This is a genomic window from Halomonas sp. N3-2A (genome assembly GCF_002216165.1).
Lineage (GTDB): Bacteria > Pseudomonadota > Gammaproteobacteria > Pseudomonadales > Halomonadaceae > Vreelandella.
In genome coordinates, this window is sequence record NZ_CP022286.1 from 1,573,798 (window position 1) to 1,597,709 (window position 23,912).

22 protein-coding genes are annotated in these 23,912 nt (G+C 47.6%); 5 read left to right on the top strand and 17 right to left on the bottom strand.

What is annotated here, in order from left to right; genetic code table 11:
* The first annotated feature begins 350 nt into the window (after positions 1-350).
* The 5 genes from CEK60_RS07465 (at position 351) to mntR (ending at position 4,505) form a co-directional block, all read left to right on the top strand.
* Positions 351-1,559: an MFS transporter gene (locus CEK60_RS07465; RefSeq protein ID WP_089038483.1), complete on the top strand. Its 1,209-nt coding sequence runs from the start codon at positions 351-353 to the stop codon at positions 1,557-1,559.
* Complete coding sequence (locus CEK60_RS22790; RefSeq protein ID WP_269768699.1) at positions 1,556-1,687, top strand: hypothetical protein; 132 nt, start codon at positions 1,556-1,558, stop codon at positions 1,685-1,687. The genes CEK60_RS07465 and CEK60_RS22790 overlap by 4 nt, the downstream gene beginning before the upstream one ends.
* Positions 1,688-1,722: 35 nt before the next feature.
* A complete protein-coding gene (locus CEK60_RS07470) occupies positions 1,723-2,172 on the top strand; it encodes an ion channel (RefSeq protein ID WP_089038484.1) in 450 nt (149 codons plus the stop codon).
* 29 nt (positions 2,173-2,201) lie between these two features.
* Complete coding sequence (locus tag CEK60_RS07475) at positions 2,202-3,740, top strand: cation:proton antiporter domain-containing protein (protein ID WP_089038485.1); 1,539 nt, start codon at positions 2,202-2,204, stop codon at positions 3,738-3,740.
* Positions 3,741-4,028: 288 nt separating this feature from the next.
* The gene (gene mntR / locus CEK60_RS07480) at positions 4,029-4,505 is read left to right on the top strand and encodes a manganese-binding transcriptional regulator MntR (RefSeq protein ID WP_089038486.1); all 477 of its coding nucleotides are present in this window, start codon (positions 4,029-4,031) and stop codon (positions 4,503-4,505) included.
* A 14-nt stretch (positions 4,506-4,519) separates the two neighbouring features.
* On the opposite strand, the gene CEK60_RS07485 is transcribed toward mntR, so the two are convergent.
* From CEK60_RS07485 to CEK60_RS07565, 17 genes are all read right to left on the bottom strand, one after another.
* A complete protein-coding gene (locus tag CEK60_RS07485; protein WP_089038487.1) occupies positions 4,520-5,236 on the bottom strand; it encodes an RES family NAD+ phosphorylase in 717 nt (238 codons plus the stop codon).
* On the bottom strand, positions 5,230-5,628 hold the full coding sequence (locus CEK60_RS07490) for an antitoxin Xre-like helix-turn-helix domain-containing protein (RefSeq protein WP_089038488.1): 399 nt from the start codon (positions 5,626-5,628) through the stop codon (positions 5,230-5,232). The genes CEK60_RS07485 and CEK60_RS07490 overlap by 7 nt, the downstream gene beginning before the upstream one ends.
* A 304-nt stretch (positions 5,629-5,932) precedes the next feature.
* Positions 5,933-6,874 carry a glycosyltransferase gene (locus tag CEK60_RS07495; RefSeq protein ID WP_157698018.1) on the bottom strand — a complete coding sequence of 314 codons (942 nt, stop codon included), beginning with the start codon at positions 6,872-6,874 and terminating at the stop codon, positions 5,933-5,935.
* Between the two features lie 79 nt (positions 6,875-6,953).
* Positions 6,954-8,165, bottom strand: a complete 1,212-nt coding sequence (locus tag CEK60_RS07500; RefSeq protein WP_089038490.1) for a CDP-glycerol glycerophosphotransferase family protein — start codon at positions 8,163-8,165, stop codon at positions 6,954-6,956.
* 40 nt (positions 8,166-8,205) lie between these two features.
* Positions 8,206-8,667, bottom strand: coding sequence for a glycerol-3-phosphate cytidylyltransferase (gene tagD / locus CEK60_RS07505; protein WP_089038491.1), 462 nt, complete (start codon positions 8,665-8,667; stop codon positions 8,206-8,208).
* 26 nt (positions 8,668-8,693) lie between these two features.
* Positions 8,694-9,614 carry a glycosyltransferase family A protein gene (locus CEK60_RS07510; protein ID WP_089038492.1) on the bottom strand — a complete coding sequence of 307 codons (921 nt, stop codon included), beginning with the start codon at positions 9,612-9,614 and terminating at the stop codon, positions 8,694-8,696.
* Positions 9,615-9,702: 88 nt separating this feature from the next.
* Positions 9,703-10,917: a glycosyltransferase family 4 protein gene (locus tag CEK60_RS07515; protein WP_089038493.1), complete on the bottom strand. Its 1,215-nt coding sequence runs from the start codon at positions 10,915-10,917 to the stop codon at positions 9,703-9,705.
* A gap of 141 nt (positions 10,918-11,058) precedes the next feature.
* Complete coding sequence (locus tag CEK60_RS07520) at positions 11,059-12,264, bottom strand: DegT/DnrJ/EryC1/StrS family aminotransferase (protein ID WP_089038494.1); 1,206 nt, start codon at positions 12,262-12,264, stop codon at positions 11,059-11,061.
* The gene (locus CEK60_RS22375) at positions 12,257-13,333 is read right to left on the bottom strand and encodes a hypothetical protein (RefSeq protein WP_198361475.1); all 1,077 of its coding nucleotides are present in this window, start codon (positions 13,331-13,333) and stop codon (positions 12,257-12,259) included. Before CEK60_RS22375 ends, CEK60_RS07520 begins: the two co-directional genes overlap by 8 nt.
* Positions 13,326-13,949, bottom strand: a complete 624-nt coding sequence (locus tag CEK60_RS07530) for a sugar transferase (protein WP_089038495.1) — start codon at positions 13,947-13,949, stop codon at positions 13,326-13,328. Before CEK60_RS07530 ends, CEK60_RS22375 begins: the two co-directional genes overlap by 8 nt.
* Positions 13,950-14,030: 81 nt before the next feature.
* Positions 14,031-15,413 (bottom strand): UDP-glucose dehydrogenase family protein, encoded by a 1,383-nt coding sequence (locus CEK60_RS07535; protein ID WP_089038496.1) that lies wholly within the window; start codon positions 15,411-15,413, stop codon positions 14,031-14,033.
* A 51-nt stretch (positions 15,414-15,464) separates the two neighbouring features.
* Positions 15,465-16,547, bottom strand: a complete 1,083-nt coding sequence (locus tag CEK60_RS07540) for an NAD-dependent epimerase (protein ID WP_089038497.1) — start codon at positions 16,545-16,547, stop codon at positions 15,465-15,467.
* A 53-nt stretch (positions 16,548-16,600) separates the two neighbouring features.
* A complete protein-coding gene (locus tag CEK60_RS07545) occupies positions 16,601-17,794 on the bottom strand; it encodes a hypothetical protein (protein ID WP_089038498.1) in 1,194 nt (397 codons plus the stop codon).
* Positions 17,795-17,982: 188 nt separating this feature from the next.
* Positions 17,983-18,831 (bottom strand): hypothetical protein, encoded by an 849-nt coding sequence (locus CEK60_RS07550; RefSeq protein WP_089038499.1) that lies wholly within the window; start codon positions 18,829-18,831, stop codon positions 17,983-17,985.
* Between the two features lies 1 nt (position 18,832).
* Complete coding sequence (locus CEK60_RS07555) at positions 18,833-20,842, bottom strand: polysaccharide biosynthesis protein (RefSeq protein ID WP_089038500.1); 2,010 nt, start codon at positions 20,840-20,842, stop codon at positions 18,833-18,835.
* Between the two features lie 73 nt (positions 20,843-20,915).
* Positions 20,916-22,055 carry a hypothetical protein gene (locus tag CEK60_RS07560; RefSeq protein ID WP_089038501.1) on the bottom strand — a complete coding sequence of 380 codons (1,140 nt, stop codon included), beginning with the start codon at positions 22,053-22,055 and terminating at the stop codon, positions 20,916-20,918.
* Between the two features lie 38 nt (positions 22,056-22,093).
* Positions 22,094-23,911, bottom strand: coding sequence for an ABC transporter ATP-binding protein (locus tag CEK60_RS07565; protein WP_089038502.1), 1,818 nt, complete (start codon positions 23,909-23,911; stop codon positions 22,094-22,096).
* Position 23,912 lies beyond the last annotated feature (1 nt).

Genomic DNA, 23,912 nt, shown 5'->3' on the forward strand with positions numbered 1-23,912 from the left:
ATCTACATAGTGGGTTAAACCCGTCAGTGACGCTCCAGCATCAAAGGCGAGATAAACGACGGCATTGCCGACAGATTAAGAAGTTCGTCGGTATCACCCTCACTTAGCTGCCCTAACTTAAGCATTTTTTATGTCGTTTAAGCGTCACTAACAGATACGAATCATTTGTGACACAAGCTTACGACTTTAGTCAAAGCACACTTGTTGCTTTGCAACATACTACCTAGTATGCCGCCCTCAACTTATTATCGACACTGCTAATTCGTCCGACAGTTGATAGCTTCTAAAAAAATCTGACCCGTGAGATAGTTAGTTAACGCGTTAACAAACTACAGAACAAGGGACGTAAAATGGCATTGACGCGACATCGCACACTACTCCTTATCATGCTAGCAAGCGTGGTTATTTCCACTGCTATGGGGCTTCGCCATGGTTTTGGGCTTTTCCTTGAGCCGATGAGCAGCGATTTCGGCTGGGGGCGCGGCGTGTTTGCCTTTGCCCTTGCAGTTCAAAACCTAATTTGGGGGCTCTCTCAGCCTTTCACCGGTGCGCTGGCTGACCGTTTTGGAGCGGCGAGAATTATTGTCGTAGGAGCCATTTTGTATGTGACGGGGCTGTGCTTTATGAGCCTTTCCACCAGCGCATTAGGCATGACTCTAAGCGCTGGATTCCTCATTGGTTTAGGCCTATCCGGCACTACATTTTCAGTAATTTTGGGCGCAGTGGGACGCGCAGTACCCCCCGAAAAACGCAGTATGGCGATGGGCATTGTCAGTGCCGCTGGCTCTTTTGGACAATTCGCGATGTTACCCGGCACACTGGGGCTAATTGAGTGGCTTGGCTGGTCAGCAGCTCTTCTAGCGATGGGCGCCATTGCTGCACTGATGATTCCCCTGGGGGCGATGTTAAAAGACCGCCCAAGCCCCAGCGCACTGGGCGACTTAAGCTTACGCGACGCGCTCAATGAGGCGGTCGGCCAGAAAGGCTTTTGGCTGCTGTGCCTCGGCTTTTTCGTCTGCGGCTTCCAAGTTGTATTTATTGCTGTCCATCTACCTGGGTATTTATTCGATAACGGTCTGGCCATTCAGGTGGGCACCACGGTGTTGGCACTGGTCGGTTTGTTCAACATTGTGGGTACCTATACGGCAGGATGGATGGGAGGAATTTGGTCAAAACCGCGCCTACTTAGCTGGCTATACTTAATTCGCGGCGCGATAATTACCGCTTTTGTCATGTTGCCGCTGACCTCTACCAGTGCTTATTTATTTGGTATCGCCATGGGCCTACTATGGCTCTCAACCGTACCGTTAACCAACGGCATTGTTGCGTCTGTATTTGGTGTTCGCCATTTATCCATGCTGGGCGGCATTGTATTCTTATTTCACCAGTTAGGATCATTTATGGGTGTCTGGCTTGGCGGATATCTTTATGATCTCACTGGCCATTATGACACTGTCTGGAAGATTGCCATTGTGCTTTCACTGGTCGCCGCTGGTCTGCACTGGTTTATTAGCGAAAAACCACTGGCACGCAACATCGCTCCTCAGGTGGCCTCATGAAGCCATTAACAGCGTTTGCACTGTCGATAGTATTAGCAACGCTACTGCTGGGCGGAGGAGTGCTAGCCTGGTGGGGCTGGCACTCTTTAGATGGCTCACTGCTGTTATTCGGCAGCCGACTGTGCTGAACATTTTCTCATAGCAACGTTGGGATTCTTACTACTTGACCATTCCATACCCCGAACATTTGGTCGTCGTAATAACGACGTTCATCGCTGTCGTAATAGCGGTGCTGCTTCACTACGAATCGCTATGGCTTATCTCACGGCAAATTGAACAATCACATAAGCCTCATCGCCAGCGTATCCTTGGCATGGCATTTGGTGTTTTATTGACGCACGTTGCCGAAATTTGGCTGTTTGGTATGACCGGATGGTGGCTAACAGCGCTCAACGGTATTGGCGCCCTGCGAGGTTATGACAGCTTTAATCTATTAGATTATATATTCTTTTCTGCCGTCACCTACACCACAGTCGGTTATGGGGATATTTATGCAACGGGCCCCGTTCGATTCCTATACGGAACGCTGGCTTTAACAGGCTTTGTCCTGATCACTTGGTCGGCATCGTTCACCTTTATTGAAATGCAAAAACATTGGCGGGTGGGAAGATAACCAAGCCACCTTTATGTTAAGGATTCAGCATGTTTGAAGTGCTTATTTTATCGTTTGCTCTTGTCTTCGGGATTATTGCCCGTCAGCTTAGCTTACCGCCCTTGGTGGGTTTTTTGGCCGCCGGGTTTGCACTCAACGCCTTCGGCCCTAGCGTTGGCCTGCCCAGCGAGGCAGGTCCCTTACTAGAACATCTTGCCCACTTAGGCGTTCTATTGCTGCTCTTTACCATTGGCCTAAAACTTAACGTGAAGAGCCTTGCTGAGCCCGTCGTGCTTGGAAGCGCATTTATACACCTAGCCATTACCTGCTTATTTTTTACGGTTGGCTTCGTCGTGTTTTTATCGCTATCTATGGATAAGGCAATATTGCTTGCCATAGCCCTCTCATTTTCAAGCACCGTTCTTGCCGCTAAGGTACTTGAGGCTAAGCGAGAATTGCGCGCTCTCCATGGCCGAATTGCCATCGGCATTTTGATTATTCAAGACTTGGTCGCCATTGCAGTACTCAGCTTTTATAGTGGCCAGACCCCCAGCCCATGGGCACTACTGGTATTTTTACTACCACTACTTAGACCCCTTCTTTATTGGTTAATGAGCATTGCCCAACACGATGAGCTGCTGGTACTGCTAGGCGCTGTGTTAGCAATTGCCATCGGTGGAATGGGATTTGAAGCCGTCGGGTTAAGCTCAGAGGTAGGTGCCTTAGTCATGGGCCTATTGCTGGCCAAACACCCCCGCGCTCAGGAGCTTTCAAAGGCGCTATGGGGCATAAAGGAAATGCTCCTAATCAGCTTTTTCTTACAAATAGGAATGGCTGGGCTACCCGACACCAATGCCTTGATTTTTGCCGGAGTTCTCGCCTTAGCACTGCCCTTAAAAGGACTACTATTTTTTGCGCTATTGATCGCATTTCGTATCCGGGCACGTAACGCTTTTCTGGGAGGTTTAAGCCTAACTGCCTACAGTGAATTTGGCTTAATCGTTGCCTCTAGTATTTTAGAGGAGTGGTTGGTACCGCTCGCCATCGCCGTCGCATTATCTTTTGTCATTTCGGCACCTCTGAACCGCTTAGCTCATGGACTTTTCGACCGCTGGGAAAGGTCGTTAACACGCTTTGAGCGTGATACACGCCATCCAGATGAACAGCCCGTTAACATCGGTAGTGCTACCGTATTAATACTTGGCATGGGACGCACAGGTAGTGCTGCCTACGACTTTTTTAACGACAAGGGGGTGTCAGTTGCGGGTATTGATTCTGATCCTAATAAATCGGAGAACAAACGCCACGTCTACTATGGCGATATAGAAGACGTGGGATTTTGGCATCAATTAGATATTTCAAAGCTGGTGGCAGTAACGTTGGCCACCCCAGAGCTTGAAAGTAAATTAATTGCCACTCGCGAGCTGCGTAAAGCAGGCTTTACTGGACAGCTGCTTGCGGGCATACACTTTCAGGATGAAGCAGCCCCATTACATGGGGCAGGTGTCGACCAAACCTACTTATTAATGACAGGGGCTGGTATTGGCATCGCAGAAAAGGCATGGGAAAGTCTCCAATCTCCTTCTTAAGCGTTATCGGCAGTAGCGATCTTACGATGACGCCATAAGCGCATTAATACGCCGTGCCTGGGTGAAAAACAGGGCCAGGAAAAAGCAGCAAGTCGCTACTAGCACAATGATTAACCAGCCATACTGCTTGGTCATTATTTCGCTCTCCTGTGCTAGGATCCCAACAAGTACAGCTGTAGCTCAATAAAAAAGCTTTATGCAAACAGTTTAGCCATGGCTAACAATTATCTAAAAAAATGCGCTACCATCACTAATTAACGTTTCCACTAACCTTGATAAATTTTGCCAATGAGTGAATACCAACAGCAACACTCTCCTACCGCATACGGCCAAGATGGAGATGCGCTACCGCCCGTGGAACAGCATGCACAGCAGTATGAGACGGTGCGTAATGCCCACGAAACGGAACTGATCGAAGATTATGTCGAGTTAATCGGCGACTTATTACGCCACCGCGGAGAAGCGCGCGCAGCCGATATCGCTACTCGAATGGCCGTTAGCCAAGCGACCGTCTCTAAAATGATTCGCCGCCTGAATGAGCTGGGCCTAGTGACAAGCAAGCCCTATCGCTCGCTCTTCTTGACCGAAGAAGGCCAAAAAATGGCCGAAATTTCCCGGACGCGTCACGATGTAGTGCTGCATTTTTTGCGCGCCCTTGGCGTTGATGACAGTACAGCGCGTATTGATGCAGAAGGCATGGAGCATCATGTTAGTGATAAAACACTCACGATCATGCAGCGCTTCACCGAACAACAGCGAACATAATTACTCTACTGAATTCACTTGATGGGTACCGCTGAGAGGCGATTCACTTGGGCTATTCGCCCGTTCCAGATCATCTCAATATGAGTGGTCTGGATAATATCCAGGACGAACTGCGGCGTCATTAACGCCCAGCAAGTGGCACCTGGTTGCCGAACAGAGTGGTAACGCAAACCGGTACGTTGCTCTTTACGAAGCTCTCTGCCTAACGTGCGCGCTGCTCGATAATCGTCGGCATCATAAATGGCATGGGATGGCTGAAGCGCCAAGCCATCACGACAGGCTTTTTCATTAAATAGGCACTTAAGCCCACGGAAGATAAACCGTTCAAAATGTAACGATGGTACGTTTTTCCAATAGATTTCCTGATGGTGTCTCACTTCACGGATGGCCGTTGGTAGTGCATCCGCAATGTAAAGCACACCAAAGCTGCCGTCGCTAAAGCGAGAACCTTCCGGATTAACGTGGGTAAAAGGCGCTGTCGCATAAGAGCACCCTCGGATACCAAAGGGAATCTGGTTGTGAGGAATGAGCCCCAAATCGCCAGCCTCGTTACGCAGCCTTGGATTCGTCAGCGCCTGCAGGGCATAAAGCGCTTCAAACTCATCGAGGCTCGCAACATCGTCAAACAGCCCAATGGGAGGAAATTTACTGTTGACTAAGCGATACCCCACTACCTCTTTCGATTGACAAAGGGGCAGCGAACCTTCGCTTATTCCCGCCGAATCTACCACTGAGCACCTCGCAAGCTATCAATACGCTTGAAGGTTTCATAAAGTGCTGCGAAATCTCCAGTACCAATCACCTCAAGCGGCGTACGCCCGTTAAAGTAAGGATTGTGATTTGCCATGGAGACGAACCCGTAAACATTATCAGGGTTTTCAAACAGCATTCGCAGTGCCGCATGAATATTGAGCAAATAACTGATTCGTGCCAATTGATCACTATCTAACTTGATCTCAGCCAAATCTCCCCGCCGCGCGCGGGCATAGCTGCTGTGGGAGACGCGTAGAATCGATTCGCCCTGCTCACCTGTCGCCCGCCATTTATCCAAAATACGCACAGCGGCTTTCAAACCAGCCGCAGCGGCGGCCTTATCCTGAATAATACTGCTGGCTGTTTGCATAAGCACCTCGTACCCTGTCTACATCCACCTATCCATAGATACTAAATTAAAAAATCTGTATCTGCAAAGACAATGCCTACAAATACCGTATCTACAGATACAACTTAATTCAAAGGACTATCCACCTCAAAGCGTAACCTTAGACTTATCAGGCACCTACGGATGAAGACGATAGTCTGCTGCTCTCTAAAAAAACATTAAGTAAAAAAAATGCCTCGCCGAATATTTTCTTAATATTCGGCGAGGCATTTATAAAAACAATACTCGACTACCGCTAATCAATCACCAATCACATAACTTCAAGCTAAGATCTTTCTGGCTTAGCCAAGCCGAGGAGTAGCGCCAACCTGTACGTTGCTGAATAAGATTTAAAATAATAACACAACAGATAAGCTAAAAATCTTTCTGAAAAAGTCAACTCTTTTTCTAAAAACAACTTGAGCGCTTTTATTGGGGGGAAATAGCCTTTAGCTAAAATTATAATAAAACTTCTCTTCGAATTCTTTTTCATTTTATTCAACTGTCCTCCCATCACTCGCCTTCGTTTTTTAAGAATATCCTTTACATTTGAGCGTGCTGGATGGTTAACAATAACCTCCTGGGCGTATTCAACAGGGATCCCTTTTTCGCTCGCACGCACTCCCCATTCATTGTCACCACCAGACATGAGGTTATCGTTAAAATATCCAACTATTTCAAAGTTTTTTGACCAAGTCACCATATTAGCAGTCACCGCTCCTCCCCGCTGAGCATAGCGTTCTTGATCAAATCCAAAGGCCTTTTCATAAATTTCAACAAGCGTCAGTTTTTCAGATTTGAAGAAAAGCTCTACTTTACCAGCAACGCGTTCTGCACCTTTATCGAGTCGATTAATAGCTGTCTCCAGCCAATAAGGATCTGGGATACAATCAGAATCAGTAAACGCCACTATTTCACCTCGAGAAATCTTTAATGCGGCATTTCTTGCTGCATATGAGCCTGGTTTCGCTTCTTTGATCATGGTGAAGTTGTTGGGTAAGTAAAAGTCCGCTGGCGGAGAATCATCAGAGGCATTATTGACAATAATGACTTCAAAATTGTCTTGAGCAATCGACTGGTTCTCTAATGCAACAACACACTTTTTTAGACGTGACCAGTCATAATACGTCGGTACAATCACAGAAATCCTTGGAAAACCAACTCGAGCGCCAACATTGGCATCGTCACTTACCTGCCTGCTTTTTATACCTTTTTCATAAAATGACATGTCGCATCCCCATAAAATCATTGAGAAGCTGGCTTTATTCTCTATTCAAACTACATACTCATTTTGTAGTTACATTCGTTCAGGCATGGCTGGTTACTTCGAGGCGACAGCTGTTACGCAGATGAGAGGTGACGCGTTCACACTCTCTGCCATCGTTCATAGCGGCATGGCGAGCTACAAAAGTTGCTAAGCGCTGGTGATGGACCTTTTTAGTCAAGGAGTCCCAGGCTTCAGGTAAATGCTCCCAAGATTCGATTACCGGACCTGGCGCATCAGCAAGATAATCTCCATAAACTCCTACATCGAGGTTGAGATAATCATCCAGGTCAGGTGCCATCAAAATGATGGGCCGATTCAAACAAGCATAGTCGAACATCAAACTCGAGTAGTCCGTGATAAGTACATCCACGGCCGGAAATAAAGCATTTACATCTGGAAATATACTGACAGGCGCTTCACGAATACTCGCATTCCCCTCCATTAACGCTTGTACACCGCTCATTTTCAACGAGGTGTGCCCGCGGATGAGTAATAGTACTCGATGCTTTTCAAGCCATGGTAGTAATGCTTCTAGGCGTTCTCCTTGAGACACATCAAGCCCCCCTTTGCCTTGCATTCTAAGGGTCGGGGCATATAGCACCACCTTGTCGTACGCCAATATATCGATGCCAGCCTGTTGCAATAATGTTGACGCATTTTCTTGGAAAGCATTCCAGCGAGGATAGCCAAGGGCAGTGACACGATCGCTTGGTAAACCGAAGGCAGAGATCATCCGCTCTCGGCCGACGTCGGAAGCCACTAATACTTGCTGAGGCCTGCGCTGCCCAGGTAGAAGCCGGCGCAGGTAACGATCATACACGCCGGTAAAAACGCCAAGCCGGGAAGAGCGAGCATCCTGAACCAAGCGCTTAAGAGGGGTTCCATGAGTTAGGTTGATTAGCTGCCCCCCAAATGACGCATGCGGATTAACATCTTCTGCTGAATGAGTGACGAGAAAAAGCCGCGCACGCAGCGACAACAGGATTCCTTTGCCTGAGTAAGCAAGATAGGATTCTCCGCCCTCTTCACGAACTCGCTTAACAATTTCTTGATCATGCGCAAGCCAAACCGCTCTCAAGCTAGGCTCGTGATCACGTACATGGCGATACAAATAGCTTGTGTTGTCAGCGAACTGGCGACCATGCCAAGCACCAAATATCCATAAACGATCATTGCGGGGGAAGCATCCGCCAATCAGGCACAGCGGTAACCATGCCAGCTGTTTTGCTAAACGAAGTGTGTAAGAGGACATTGTGATTTCCTTGGCACTATCGCCATCAAACAAAGGAACATTAGCCGAAGTCTTTTCTTAACGTATCGAGCACGTCAAAGGCATTCATTAACTCATCACGTGAAACGCTATAGAAAGGATTAAGTGAACGTTTCAATTGAGTCGTAGAGACGCCATCGGTACGTGGCAGATATATCACTTCACAGTGGGGTGAAAGAAAGTCAAAGTGGCCTTTCCAATCATCACCAATGGCAAAGGTGTCAACTGAATAGCGCTGGATATCCTGAAGCTTTTGTTCCCAGTCGGTCTCGGGAATCACTTGGTCGACATAGCGCAAGGAGCGAACAATCTCAGCACGGTGCTCAAATGGAATCAACGTGCGCTTGCCTTTGAGCGTGTTAAACTCATCCGTTGAGATCCCCACTACCAAACGATCCCCCATTTCAGCCAACCGTCTTAGCAAATTCAGATGGCCAATATGGAACATGTCAAAGGTGCCATAAGTAATTACTGTCTTGGTCATGAGTACTGCCCCCTTGCTTGCTCAGATTATTTAATACGGCGACGCAACTGATCGTAATAAGGTTGGGGCACTAGTAATGAGATAGCATGCAGCCATAAACGCATGTTCATCCCTCCCAATCTTAATGCTTCTAAATCCAAGCGCACTGATTGGCCAAGCAGCTTCTTCTCAACGGCCCAAGAAAGAACTTTGCGATTTATTGCCAAACGCAATTGTCGCCGCTCACTACGCTTTAATGTAGATTCATACTGTTTAAAAAGATCAACACCTGGATGTAAACCGACAAGGTTGCGTTTATCACGAGTAATATCGCTGTTTTCAAGCAGCCATAAAGTAGTCACATTGGCGTTGTAGTGAATGGTTTTTAATTCGCAAAGCACTTTCAACCAGAAATATACATCGCCACCTCGGCGATAAAGCCCTGCAGGAAACCCTCCCATAGATAAAAAACGCTGACGCGAAATACACGCACCATTCATGTGAATAAAGTCGAAAAGTGCAAAGAATTCTAGGGCTTCCAAGCGGCTCAGACGACCACTAGCCCGCCCTTTTATTCTCGGCAGCCGCCGCCAGCCTTCCATCTTCTGGTAAGCATTGACATATAATTCAATATCAGAATATTGACTAATTGCATTGGCAAAACATGACAAGTGGTCTGATAACATAATGTCGTCAGCGTCAAAAAAAACCAACCACTTACCTGTTGATTTATCTGCCCCTAAGTTGCGCGCAGCATATCCTCCTGAACCGGGAGAATCACGCTGGTAAAGCCTTAACAAACCGGCCTTCTCATACTGCTGCAAAATGCCAAGAGAGCCATCAGTAGAACCATCATCTACGGCAATCACCTCAAAGTCTTTGAAATTTTGCCTATATATACACTCCAGAGAATCACTTAAAGTGTTCACCTTATTATAGACAGGCATGATCACCGAGAAGAAAGCCATATCAATAGGTTCTCATAATTGTATTAGAAATAGGATTAACAGGTTTTATCCAACAGACCATTAACCCCTAGGAGATAATTTTATATTTTTAGGCTTCATTAATAGCATTATTTTTAACTAGCGCTTGCTCTCGGCTACTCGCTACCAGATTTTTTATTTGCATCGATTTAAGCATGACGGCATTAACTTTATGAACGTCGTACCGATCTTTAGCAATTTCATACGAACGTCGGCCCATGGTTTGTACTAGGGCAGGACTGTCAATGAACGCCTGCATGGCGCTCTCAAGCGCACCGACATCTCTAACGGGTATCAAGTAGCCATTATCACCCTCAATGACAGTCTCACGGCATCCAGGCGCATCGGTAGTGATCACCGCCCGCCCCATCGCCATGGCTTCCAAGACTGATCGGGGTGTACCTTCCCGGTAATAGCTGGGAAGTACATAAACACTGCAATCCGCTATTGCCGGGCGCACGTCATTAAGCCAGCCTAAATGATCAATTGAGCCCTCCTTAATCCAGGTATCCAATTCTTCCCGGGTAATCGTATCGGGATTACTATCAATGTCACCGGCCAGTTGAAATACTATCTCGGGGTGCCGCTGTTTGATTCGGCGTGCAGCGTCAGCATATTGACGCACGCCTTTATCGCCCAACAGGCGAGCAATCAGTAAGAAGCGCGGTGGGCCTACGGGTATAGGAGCTACCGTAAAATGACTCATGTCTACCCCTGATCCATTGAGAACCTGCGAAGGCACCGTCTCACGCAGTATCCCCAACTCACGAAACAAAGCGTTATCATCAGGATTCTGAAAAAACACCTTGTCTGCTCTATTGAGTGCCGCGGCATATAACCTACGCACAACTTGATAGACCAGAGCACGCTTGCCGCTGGCCTGACTAGCAAATGCGTAACCCAACCCGGTAACTAATGCATAGCGGCGAGGAACTCTGGCCAACCAGGCGGCTAGCAGTCCGTAGACAACTGGCTTGATTGTGTAGCTAAGCACCATTTCTGGGCGAATTCTGCACATAAGACGATAAAGTGCGTGCAGCGTTAAAGCATCGCGCCACGGGTTTAGTCCATTTCTCTGCATCGGAAAGTCGTGAGCAACAGCCCCCCAAGCTTCAAGTTGCTGGCGGGTAGTCATGTCTTCAAGAAGCCCTGGAGCAGCCACATGAACGTCTAATCCAGCTTTGATCAAGGCTTGCACCAGTGGCCCTCGAAAATTGACCAACGAATAGCTTGTGCCCGATATCAGCAAAAAACGCTTATTCGAGGTAGCAACCTTAGGCGTCATAAAAAACTCCTTAACGAAACACCAAGCCACACAGGTTGAGGGCTCGTTTGCCGACATTAGCTATTTTAAATAGTGAGCTTTAAATGCAGGTAGCTTTAAAGGCAGATGATCTTTTAAATTCTGGAAGGCTTGAAAAAATGATTAAACAGCTAGCGCCATGACCTCTTTGAGCACTTGACATGTCTTATCAATTTCTTCTTGGGAGAGTGTCGGATGGCACAAAAACATCAGACTGGTTTGACCAAGCTCTTGTGCAACTGGCAAATTGCTTTGTGGCTGCCAGCCAGCGTTTAAAAAGGCCTTTTCGAGATATACTTCAGAGCAACTGCCTGGAAAACAGGGTACTCCTCTTAGGTTGATATCATTCAGGATACGATCGCGATCCCAGCCATCCCGTAGCTGACGCGGATCAATGAATACATAGCATTTATAAGCGGCATGCTGGGTATCTTGCCTTCGTGACCCAGAGGTCATATCTAAACAAAAATCAGGTACACGCAACCCTTTACAATCCAACGCAGCTTGCCAGATATGTTGAGCATTCGTCTGGCGAATCGCACTCCACTCAGGCATCCGTTTAAGTTGAATACGACCAATGACGGCCTGCATTTCAGTCATGCGCCAATTGGTGCCAAACGTATCATGCAACCAGCGGAAACCCGGTGGATGTTCTTGCACATAGACAGCGTCCCAGCTCTTGCCATGATCTTTATAAGCCCACATTCGTTTCCAAAGCGCGGTGTCATTGGTAGTGACCATTCCCCCTTCGCCACCGGTGGTCATAATTTTGTCCTGGCAGAACGACCAACACCCCACATGACCTATTCCTCCGACGCTTCGGCCTTGATAACGAGCGCCATGAGCCTGAGCGCAATCTTCGATGACATAAAGCCCATATTGCTCTGCCAACGCCATGAGCTCCTGCATTTCGCAGGGCCATCCTGCTAGATGCACGGCAACAATAGCGCGAGTGCGCGGGGTAATTTTTTCAGCTACCGTGGCGGCAGTGATATTTTGAGAGTCGCGATCAACATCAGCAAAGATTGGCACAGCCCCGGCATTGGCAATGCATGATGCAGAAGCCACGAACGTTCGAGAGGTAACAATCACCTCTTCATGCTCTTTTTCGCCAATACCCAGCCCTTTAAGAGCTAAGTCTAGCGCGTTAGTCCCATTTGCTAACGCTATGGCATGCTTAGTCTCGGCAAATTGAGCAAACTCCTTTTCGAATTCAACGCACTCCTTGCCTGTCCAATAGTTCACTCTGTTGGAAAGCAGTACGTCCTGAACAGCCTGGGCCTCTTCCAGAGTAAAGGAAGGCCAAGGAGAAAATGATCCGTTAAGCATGGCGGGGATCCATATCTAATAGATCTTTTTCATTCATGACAACTGGCTTTTCATCCACATCTCTTAAAAATATGGTGCCTTTTGGAAACTCATAATGTTTGTATACGTGTGAGAAGTTGTCTGGATTAAGATTCATCTCAAGATAGTCTAGAGGGAGATTAGCGCCTGCTTGAGCCAAAGACGAAATAAAAGCAACAAACCTAACATTTATTTCGGTGATCATTGGATTCCCCTGCGCATCCTCTTTGAAATCTACGGTAAATATGCCATTCGCTTTCGATTGATAGTGATTAAAAAATGAACTAATCGCATCATCAGCAATATTCACAAGCTGAGTATCATTAATCATACGACCAAACGCAGTGTTGCCAGTTATTCCAGAAGGCGCAACCTTAGACATGATATACGTTACTCTCTCGGCACAAGCAGAGCGTAAAATCTTACCGTCCATATAAATAACCTTACACGCAAGGTTTCTTCCCGGTAAAAACTCCGATGCGATAAATTCTTCAATGAGAGGGTTTATTTGCATCCATTCATCGAGTTCTTTCTCACTTGTGACTTTTAAAGAACCCAATCCACTTGATCCAACAGTACCACGTACCCAAAAAGGATAATCAAGCGTAAAATCAAGGCTTTTCAAGCCGTTTGAAAACGTGCAGTAACGGGGTATATAAGGCTTATCCGCCAGTATTTCATGCAGTTTTTTCTTATCGATCAGTGCCTCGGTCGGCTGGCTTGAAGAAATAAATGCTTTACAAGGCAAACCTTCAAGGTCTTTCCGCTTCGACCATGCCACTACTTCAACTTCAGGCAACACAACCGCAAATTGAATCTGGTGATGATCAATTATTTTTGATATTTCTAACCAGTAACGTTCATTATCAGCTCTTGGCACCAAATAGGTATGATCATATGAAGATTTATCATAAAGGCCTATCGCTAATGGGTTAGCATCAACACCAATAAAACGATAACTATCAGCTCCAGAGTCAAGGACAGACCTGACAAAGCTGCGTGGCGTTGGCCCACCGACGCCAGTGACAAGGATATTTATTTTTTTAGCCATTTTGCCCACCTTTGTCGTTTTTCAACTTTGATGCTTTAAAGTTTGGCATCGCTACATCACCCGAGTAACTGATACCTTCGCGGAAAAAAACTTTTTTCACTGTCAATAGTAGTATTTTGATATCCAAAAGCAGTGTCTGGTTATCTACATACCAAATGTCGTAATCAAACTTTTTTTCCCAAGAGATACCATTACGACCATTTACTTGTGCCCAACCTGTCACACCGGGGCGAGCTTCATGCCGACGAAATTGGTGGGCGCTGTAATAAGGCAAATATTCCATTAATAAAGGCCTGGGGCCGACCAAGCTCATATCTCCTTTCAGTACATTCCATAGTTCGGGTAACTCATCCAGACTGGTAGCACGCAGACGCCGGCCAAAAGAAGTCAGCCGCTCTTTTTCTGATAATTTTCGGCCTTGCTCATCATAGGCATCTCGCATAGAGCGAAACTTGACGATTTCAAATGGCTTACCGTTTAGCCCTGGGCGATACTGACGGAAGAGAACTGGCGTACCTAGCTTATAGCGAATAAGCAGCGCTATAACAACTAGCAGAGGTGATAGCAACACTAACCCTATCACTGAAATGATAATATCAACTTGGCGCTTTAACATGAGCCACCTACCATTAAAAATACAACATAAAGCCAGCCACAATAACTAAATGACCAAAAACATCCATATTAGATATCGACTTTAATGACTGGCAGTGACTACATGCAGCTCAGGTGGAGCTGTTATTGACAGCGTTGGTTTGGCTCTACCTACCGAGTAGTAGTTAAACCCTTTATCTGCCATTCTGTGTGGTTCATAAAGATTTCGACCATCAAAGATAGTCGGTTCCGACAACTGAGCTTTGATAAGCTCAAAATCAGGCGCTCGGAAGTTTTGCCACTCGGTAATGATAATTAACGCATCACTATTTTTTAACGCGGCTTCTTTGGTTCCACAAAGGGTTAAATGCTCACGATTTCCATAGATTCGCTGCGCTTCTTCCATAGCTTCCGGGTCATAAGCCTGCACCTTTGCACCTGCCGCCCATAGAGCCTCCATAAGCACTCGGCTGGGCGCATCACGCATATCGTCCGTATTGGGCTTGAAGGAAAGCCCCCAAATAGCAAAGGTTTTACCCTTTAACTGTGCATTGAAGTGCTGATTTATTTTCTGGAAAAGCGTGGTTTTTTGCTCTTTATTACGTAATTCCACCGCTTTGAGCAGTTTGGCGTCAAAGTCGATACTATTTGCAGTGTGAATAAGCGCCTGTAGGTCTTTGGGAAAACAGGAACCCCCGTAGCCTACACCAGGGTAAATAAAGTGGTAGCCAATGCGTGGATCCGAACCGATTCCCTTACGCACGGCTTCAATATCGGCTCCCAGTAACTCGGCTAAGTTTGCCATTTCGTTCATAAAACTAATCTTGGTTGCTAACATGCAGTTAGCGGCATACTTTGTTAACTCAGCGCTTTTTACATCCATCACGATAACTTTGTCGTGATTGCGATTGAAAGGCGCATATAATTCTCGCATAACCTCTATTGTTGCATCGCAACTGGTACCAATAATAATTCGATCTGGCTTTTGGCAGTCTACGACGGCACTACCTTCCTTTAGAAACTCAGGATTCGACACCACATCAAAGCTGATATCGCTTCGACCACGCCTTTTCAATACATCTTCCATCACGACACGAACTTTGTCGGCGCTACCTACTGGCACAGTGGATTTGTTAACGATAACTTGGTCGCGCTCCATGTGTTCAGCGATAGTCGTCGCCACGTTGAGCACATAGGTTAGATCCGCACTTCCATCTTCATCGGGAGGCGTTCCCACGGCGACAAATTGAACCTGTCCATGTTTAATCGCGGCAACCGCATCGGTAGTAAAATCGAGCCTTCCAGCAGCGTGATTCTCTTTTACTATCGACTCCAAACCAGGTTCATAGATAGGCGTGATACCCATCTTAAGCTGTTCAACCTTATGAGCATCCACATCTACGCAAACAACGTGATGACCGACTTCAGACAAAATTGCACCTTGAACCAGGCCAACATAACCCGTTCCGAAAACTGTAACGTTCATTGGAGTTCCTGCTAGGGTTGGGTGTACTAAGGGAGAAGTAAGGAGTTCATATCACTTAATTAAGCCAGACACTTCGTTTGCAGCATCAGAGGAGGCAGTAGGTGAATATTTTTTTAATGAGTAATAGTCGCGATACCAAGCAATGAAGTTTTCAATGCCCTTAAAGATTGGTGTAGAGGGTTTATATCCCACCCTTCTTTCTAATTCACCTGAGTCGGCATACGTATCTAGCGCATCTCCCGGCTGTAGAGGCAGCATTTCTTTGATGGCTTTTTTACCTAGCGCCTTTTCAATGGCTTCGATATAAACACTGATCGTTACCGGATCATTATTACCTATGTTAAAGAGGCGAAACGGTGCATTACTGGTAGCAGGATCGGGGCTATCGCTATTCCACTCTTGAGCCGGGGTTGCGATGTCGTCACTGGCGCGAATAATGCCTTCTACAATGTCATCTACATAAGTAAAGTCGCGTGTATGGTGGCCATAATTAAAAACCTGAATAGGCTCATCAGCCAGAATGTGCTGGGTAAATTTAAAAAGTGCCATGTCTGGGCGACCCCATGGCCCATAGACAGTAAAAAACCTTAGGCCAGTCGTCGGCAGTCCAAACAGATGACTATAGCTATGAGCCATCATTTCGTTAGCTTTCTTGGTGGCCGCATAAAATTGCAACGGATGATTGGCGCCCTTGTGCTCGGAAAATGGCATTAGCGTATTGGCACCGTAAACGCTGCTGGTGCTGGCGTAAGTCAGGTGCGCAACCTTAGCGTAGCGACACGCTTCTAATATATTGGTAAAGCCAATTAAGTTACTTTCCACATAACTAAGCGGATTTTCCAGTGAGTAGCGCACGCCAGCTTGGGCAGCAAGATGAATAACGCGATCAAAGCAGTGCTCTTCAAAGCACGTTGCCACCGCTTGCTGGTTAGCTAAGTTGGCACGAATTGAGAGGTAGTTATTTCCTGTCTCAGCTGCCGTCTGTTCAAGTATTTTGAGACGCGCTTCTTTTATAGCAGGGTCGTAATAGTCATTAACGTTATCAAACCCGACAACACTATCCCCCCGCTCTAGCAGACGTTTAGCAGTGTGAAAGCCAATGAATCCAGCATGGCCGGTTACTAGAATCTTCATACAGTGACTCCATGACGAGACAACCGTGAGCAAGAGGAAGGAAGGGAGATAGATCAGTTACGCACCAGGCGCTGAATATGTTGCCAACTCACTCGCCTTAAACCGTCTAACGTTAAAGGCACTAGTGCCGCCGAGCGCACCATGGTAAGTACCGGTCGCGGAAGCTTGTTCAAACATAGGGTTCGGGGTAGCCCGGTATAGGGGAACCAGCGCTCATGATAGGAGCCTTGATGAGCCGAAATTGGCAAATCCCCCTTGAAACGTGATGGCACGTCATACCAAGCATAATTGCCCTTCAAACTTTCTATCTCGTCGGTGCCAGGCTGAAGAAATTCGAAATCGATAATTTTGAGGCCTTGGCAAGGGTCATAAATCAGGTCTTGCGGATTGAGATCAATACACTCGTAGCCAAGACGTCGATAATGCAAGATAACCGCTCTGACGCGCTCAATTGTCCAGAGAGGTAGTAACCCATGTGGTGAGAACGGTGCACGGGGAGAAAGGATACGCTCCATACGATTGGAATAGCGCTCAAACACCAGGTAATGAGGCCCCACCTCTAGCAATCGCGATACTTCAGGTAATGAAGCGCCTAGCTCACGGGCTTTTACTTCACGCTCTAAATACCGCTCGCGCCCCGGGCGAAAGGTTTTGCAAACTGCTTCAGTGCCGTGAAAATCCACCAGCTCTACTTTGGCTCGACATACCTGCTTACTCACGTCGGCTAGCACTGGATAAGGGGTGCGAAACTCAATGTTATAGCGCTGCGCTGTCGCACGTATTTTACCGATTTGCTGTGGAACTATTTTCTTTAGGTATTCAAGTGTCTGAGTGGTGCTACAAGACAAATACAGTGGACTGACGTGTTCTTGGCCACTGCGCCCATCGTTGACCTTTTGAGTTAGCACTGTTTCTACAGTAAGCAGCCGTACATTATCGGTTCGTCCAGGAGTCTCCCTTGAAGAAGGTTGTTCCATCACAGGATGCACATCGTGCACCACCAAAAAATAAGCTGGCAGGCCGCCATTACCAGGCCAATCCACAGGCTCCTGTTCACTACTATCAATCCACTTTGCCAACGTTTGCCGCTGATCTTCATGAATAGCTAGTTCGCACAAAATATTGAAACCGTAGCGATCAAGCAGGCTACGTAAGACATCTAAATATGCCAGCCCACGCTCCCTAATTAGAAAAACGGCAACGCCAGTTAACCACTCATTTTCCTCAATATTATATTGTTTATTCATCGTAGCCTTTCTCCTTCAAAACTAAAGGGAGTGTCCTAAAAATCTAACAAGAGACGTTATAATTTCTCTTACAAAAGACTTATAAAATAATTTAAATTAAAATCACTGAGAGAGATTAACGAAAAACTATGTAAGAGATAAAAAACACCTTAATCAGAGCGACTTTATTAAAAAGGTATTTTTATATATTAATCGGCAAAGTAGTTATCGAATATTTTAAGGGCTATTTCTTGGCTAAATAGCCCCAAGGTCACTGTAGGCCAAAGGGCGACGTCTTCACGCCGAATAAAACGCTCCACCCGAATAATAGCCCGCGGCGCCCCTAACGCACTGATCACCGCGTAACGATGCTGGCCACCATGTACCATCCAGCGCCAGCGCCCATCTGAGTGGGTCAAAACGCACGCCCGGATATCTCCATCAGTGCCGTCATGGCGACAGATCCCCTGACGGCGAATCGATTCCAGTACCCGAGCCAAACGCTCAACCTCAACTTCAAGCTTATCTTCGCTGACGGGCCCACAGAACTTCCAACCCGCACTAATGTCCAGGCGTTTGCCTAATATTCGGGTATTTTCACGCAATTCAGTTCGCTGGCGTTTGACGCTTTTTTCTACTGCATTGTGGGCATCCCATGGCGAATAAGCCTGCCACGGTGGTGCATCGACTAGTTCACCCGCTTGACCAAAAGAAACTCCCAGAAATTCGGCTGCATTGGCTGGCTGCCAGTCAGCATAGAAAACACGCAGGGCGTCACGGAGCAAGTCGCGCTCCCTGCCAGGATTATCAAATGCTTCCTGCATCACATCATTTAGGAAGCGCCGATGACCACTGAGATTGAACAAGCCAAACCCCCACTCCATAGGCGCCTCAAGGAGCAGCTCTCTACCAGGATAAAGATAATTTAACTCAAGTGGATTACTCAGATGCCTACGGGCATCCACTGGCCGAACATGTTTCATCGACTGAATGTGTAATCCCGCACTCTCGACCTTTCGGAGCATCCACACTTTGATAGACAATGAGTCGATCAGCATTTTAGCTTTCCTTGGTGGCGGGATTAAGCGCTTGGTTAAGAACTGGATCGAGTCGGTTCATAGACGTTAAGAATGGATTCGTAGTTAAGCGTTGGCCCTGTGGCTCGAGGGGCGAAGCTTGACGCGCTGCCCATACTAAGTCCGCTATGTCGCCTAAGGGGTGATAATCTAATGGGGCCAACTGTAAAAGTTGACGGATACGCAAATGGTCGGTCTCGATAAAAGCCTGTTCCAATTCTTTTAAAAAGGTTTCAAGCCTTGGCCATTCCCAGAAGCGCTCTTTTGAGGTCATTATGCGGTCGTGACGAGTCCGCCTGACGTCATCGCCGATTAACAGCTCTTCGTATAACTTTTCTCCTGGGCGTAAACCGGAATAAACAATCTCAATATCACCTTCAGGGTGTTCGGCATCTTTCACCTCAAGCCCTGAAAGCCTAACCATATTCATTGCCAAATCCAGAATACGGACCGGTTCACCCATGTCGAGAACAAATACCTCGCCACCTTCGCCCATGGCGCCAGCCTGGATAACCAGCTGAGCGGCTTCGGGAATTGTCATGAAATAGCGGGTGATTTCCGGGTGGGTAACTTTGATAGGGCCGCCCTGCTCAATCTGTTTGCGAAACAACGGTACAACAGAGCCACTTGATCCCAACACATTTCCAAAACGCACCATGCAAAAACGTGTATTTGACTGCGCATGAGCGAAAGCTTGGCAAATAAGTTCAGTCAATCGCTTGGAAGCCCCCATCGCATTGGTGGGACGAACTGCCTTATCGGTGGAAATTACCACGAAGGTTTCGACACCGGCTGTGATTGCCGCCTGAGCCAGGTTTAAGGTGCCAAAGACGTTGTTACTGACCCCCTGGACAAGATTAAACTCAACCATCGGCACATGCTTGTAAGCGGCTGCATGGTAGACGGTATGCACCTGAAAGCTTTCAAATACTGCTTTAAGGCTACCCGCATGCTGAACCGAAATAAGCAGTGGTTTTAATTCACAACGTGAATGGGTAGTTTCTATTACCTGCCTTAACTCCTGCTCAATGGCGTATAGGGCAAATTCGCAGTTGTCGACCAGTAACAGGCGTATGGGATTCTGAGCAAGGATCTGGCGGCATAGCTCACTACCAATTGACCCTCCAGCGCCGGTGACCATAACCGCCTTATCGCGAATATTGGCCTGCAGCAACTCAGGGAAGGCGGGTACAGCCTCTCTCCCCAATAAATCCTCTAGCGCCACGTCATGAAGCTCGCTAATTTTTGCTCTCCCGGCAATCACATCAGCGCTACCAGGAATTGTTTTTAGAGGAACAGACAGGCCCGAAAGCCAGTGTAATATCTCACGGCGTCGCCAACGCGGAGCGCTAGGAATTGCCAGCAGCACCATGGCAGCCTGATGCTCTTGTACCAAGGCGGCTAACGCAACCGGTTGGTGTACCCTCAGCCCTTCGACCATGGCACCTTCTAGCCCACGCCAGTCATCTACGAAAGCCACCGGCTCATACTCACCACCATGGCGAAGCGCATCGACCAATTCGCAGCCAGCGGCTCCTGCCCCATAGATCACTACTGGCTTGCGTTGACGACGCTGGCTATAGCGATACAGTTCACGGATAAAAAAACGCAGGCTACCAATACCTAATAATAGGAGGAGCGTATAAATGACGATGACGGATAGCCCGACAGAGTGTTCAACCATATAACTGACTGGCACCACTAATAGCGCTGACGTCACGACGACCATAGCGACGGTCGGTACAGTGACATGGCTCATATAACGAATCACTATTCGATATAGCCCGAGCCAATGGAAAAGCAACAGACTTGTTGGCACTAACAGGCCAATCGTCATCCACAGGGAGCCATCTCTTAGTGGCTGCAAATTTTCCACGTGAATCACCGTTGCCAGCTGTAAACTACCCGCTACAATCACACCATCCAGCAAGACAAGGACTCTGCGTTTTATCCAGCGGGGTGTCACCGACAACGATTTCATTAAGCTATCCATGATTCCCCCGTTATTATTCTTTGCTGGCGTTACGTGCGAGTTATCTGGCCACATGAGTGGCAATGGTGTTATTTCAGTGCACGTCAGGCATCAGCCGATGATGCGAAGCGGCTAATGCCCCTTGTCGGTAAAGGTGCCAACACAACACTAGCACCAACCAAAATAGCGTCGCGCGAAGGCCATTATGGGTAGTCGAATAGATCAACGGTCCGGCCACACCCGCCCAGACATACAGCGGCGCTCGTCGTAGCGCGATAACGATCGTCAATAGGAAAAGCCCTAGGCCTGGCAGCCCGTAGGCAAATAACATGTTGACGAAAGAGGAGTGAATTTCAAGCCCATCGTAGGGAGCAAAACGCTGACGTTCAGCCTCCCCCGCACCTAAAATGGCGTATTCAGGGAAGTTCGTTAGTCGGTCAAATTTGCGTTCTTCGTAGACGCTATCTATTTTACTTGGCGCCCTATCCATGCGCGCCTCTATGTTACGCAACACTTGTCCATCCGAGCTGATATTGGCGAACAAAACACCCAACAGTAGCAACGGAAGTAACAGTAGCAAACGCGCAAAATGCTTAATTTGACGAGCATTCGCCAAGGCCCAGCCGATCAGGACTAAGACACCTCCTCCCATTGCTGCTAGCGATGACGCAGCGAGAACCCCCAACACGCCGGAAGCTAGACCAGCCAATCCCAAGAGTCTCATCCGCGGATGAAAATCATCAAGCATCAATAACACCACCACGCCGCATAATGAGAAATAAGCGAGCTGGTTAGGGTTATTGAAACTTCCCGTTGTGCGGTTAACTCCCATGGCTAACTGCAATAACACCTGACTACCTGCGATCAGCAGCGCGATTGCTACGCCATTACGGATAATCCCTGTGACACGTTCGCCATATACGCTAAGAAAACGTAATAACGCCATGCCCACGAGAAAATTAAACAGGAAAAACAGAACGGGTCTAAAAAAGCTGGTCGTTCCTAAGACCAGCGTCCAGCTAAGGCAAACCATCAACACCCACAGCACCATCATTCCCCAACATATGGCAAAAGGGGAAACTTTCAGATGTTTGTCGCCCAGGGACATCACCAACATCACGCCGACGAAACCTATCAAGACAACATCAGTCAACTGCGGTCCACCACTAGGGAACAAATAAAGGCTACTTAATGAAAGACCCAAAAATAGTAGTAGTGCGCCGATTAAGTTCATGGCGGTACCCTTTTGTCTATCTTGGAAGAGACGCCTGGCTAGAGATTCGCCATCATCTGGAAAGTATGGTTACGGCTGGCCAAGTCGTCGTAAGTGCCAGCATCAATTACCTGCCCATTCTCAAGCATATAAATGATGTCGCACCCCTTAACGGTCGCTAGACGATGGGCAATCATGATGACGGTCATCTGGCCGGAAAATCGCTGGATGTCTTCCATTACACGGCGCTCGGTAATGCCATCCAGCGCACTCGTCGCCTCGTCAAACACCAGCACTCTAGCTTGCTGATAAAGGGCGCGCGCGATTCCCAGGCGTTGGCGCTGCCCACCAGATATCTGAACACCGCGCTCGCCTATGCGTGTTTCAAGCCCCTCCGGGAATCTATCAAGCAGATCATCCAGTTGCGCCATACGCAGCGATTCCTTAACCCTCTCAACATCAATATTCTTGCGCTCGATAGCAAAGGCGACGTTTTCGAGGATGCTGGCATCGGACAAGAATATCTGCTGAGGCACAAACCCCACCCCCGCCTGCCATTGGCGTAAATTCCCATGCGTTAGAGGAACACCATCAATCAGTACTTGACCTTGCTGGGGCTCAATCAAGCCGAGTAATAAATCCACCGCAGTGCTCTTGCCACTACCAGAGGTTCCCACTAGCCCCACCATCTGGTTGACGGGGATCGTTAGCGTGAGCCGATCAAGCGCCAAGGCCCGCGTTCCTGGATAGTCGAAGACCACATCCTGGATTTTTATCTCTCGCTGAGGCACCCAGGGCGTTATCGGAGCGGCTGACTGAGTTTCACTAATGGCGATATCGCCGTTTTTCGTCTCATCACGACTAGCGATCAAGTCATCACGAATGGCGTTATAAGCGGCTAAGTTGCCGCGAATTTTTGTAAGTGAGGTGTATATCTTTTGAAAACCAGGCAGCATTTTAAAGCCTGCCAACGCATAGATAGAGAGTGCTGGCAAAATTGCCCCAAGATTACCCTCATATAGGTTAAGCAGATAAAGCACCAACACAATAACCGAACCAAAAGCTACCAGTTCAATGGCATAACGTGGGGCTTCACTTAGCCCCTGCGTCACTCCTTCACCACGCGCGATAGAATTGCAGGCATCATCAAAGCGTGTGGTAAAACTTGCCTGACGATGTAGTAAAAGCAGATCTTTAATACCCCCGAATCCTTCACTCATCAATTTAAAACGCTTGGATTGTGCTTTAGAAATTCGTCTTCCGTTAATAATTAAAAAACGCCGAACCGTTTGGTAAAGCAGCAAATAAGTCCCAAAAAAGACCACCACACCAATTATCGCCACCAAAGGGTTGTAGAGAAAAATGGCTAAGGTCATCAGTGAAAGCATGATCAACTTAGCATTAAGCTCCATAACAGGATTGATGATCTTGAGAGACACACGCTGGACTTCCGCAGAAACCTTAGTGGTCAGAGCACTAGTATTCTGGTTGGAATGAAACAACCAAGGCTGGTGCAGGTAATAGCGGTAGAGGCGACTTGACAGTTCTGCCCCCACACGGGCGCTGTAAAGCGCCAGCCGCCACGACGTATAGATAGACAGCAGGGCCGCCATCAACAGAACGCCGAGCACCATGGCACCCAATAAACTTAAGAAAGCCTTGGGACTTTGCATACCGGTAACGCTATATGCCATAGCAAGCCAACCATCACCCTGGAGCTTACTCATATCACCCACAACCGCCATAAACGGCCCAATAGCAATGACCCCAGCAATTTGTGCCAACGCCATACCGATAATCAGCACCTGGAGCCTCAATAGTTGGCGCCGCTGTTGCTGCGTCAATAACGAGTAGAGTTCGCGTAATTGCTTCAGCATC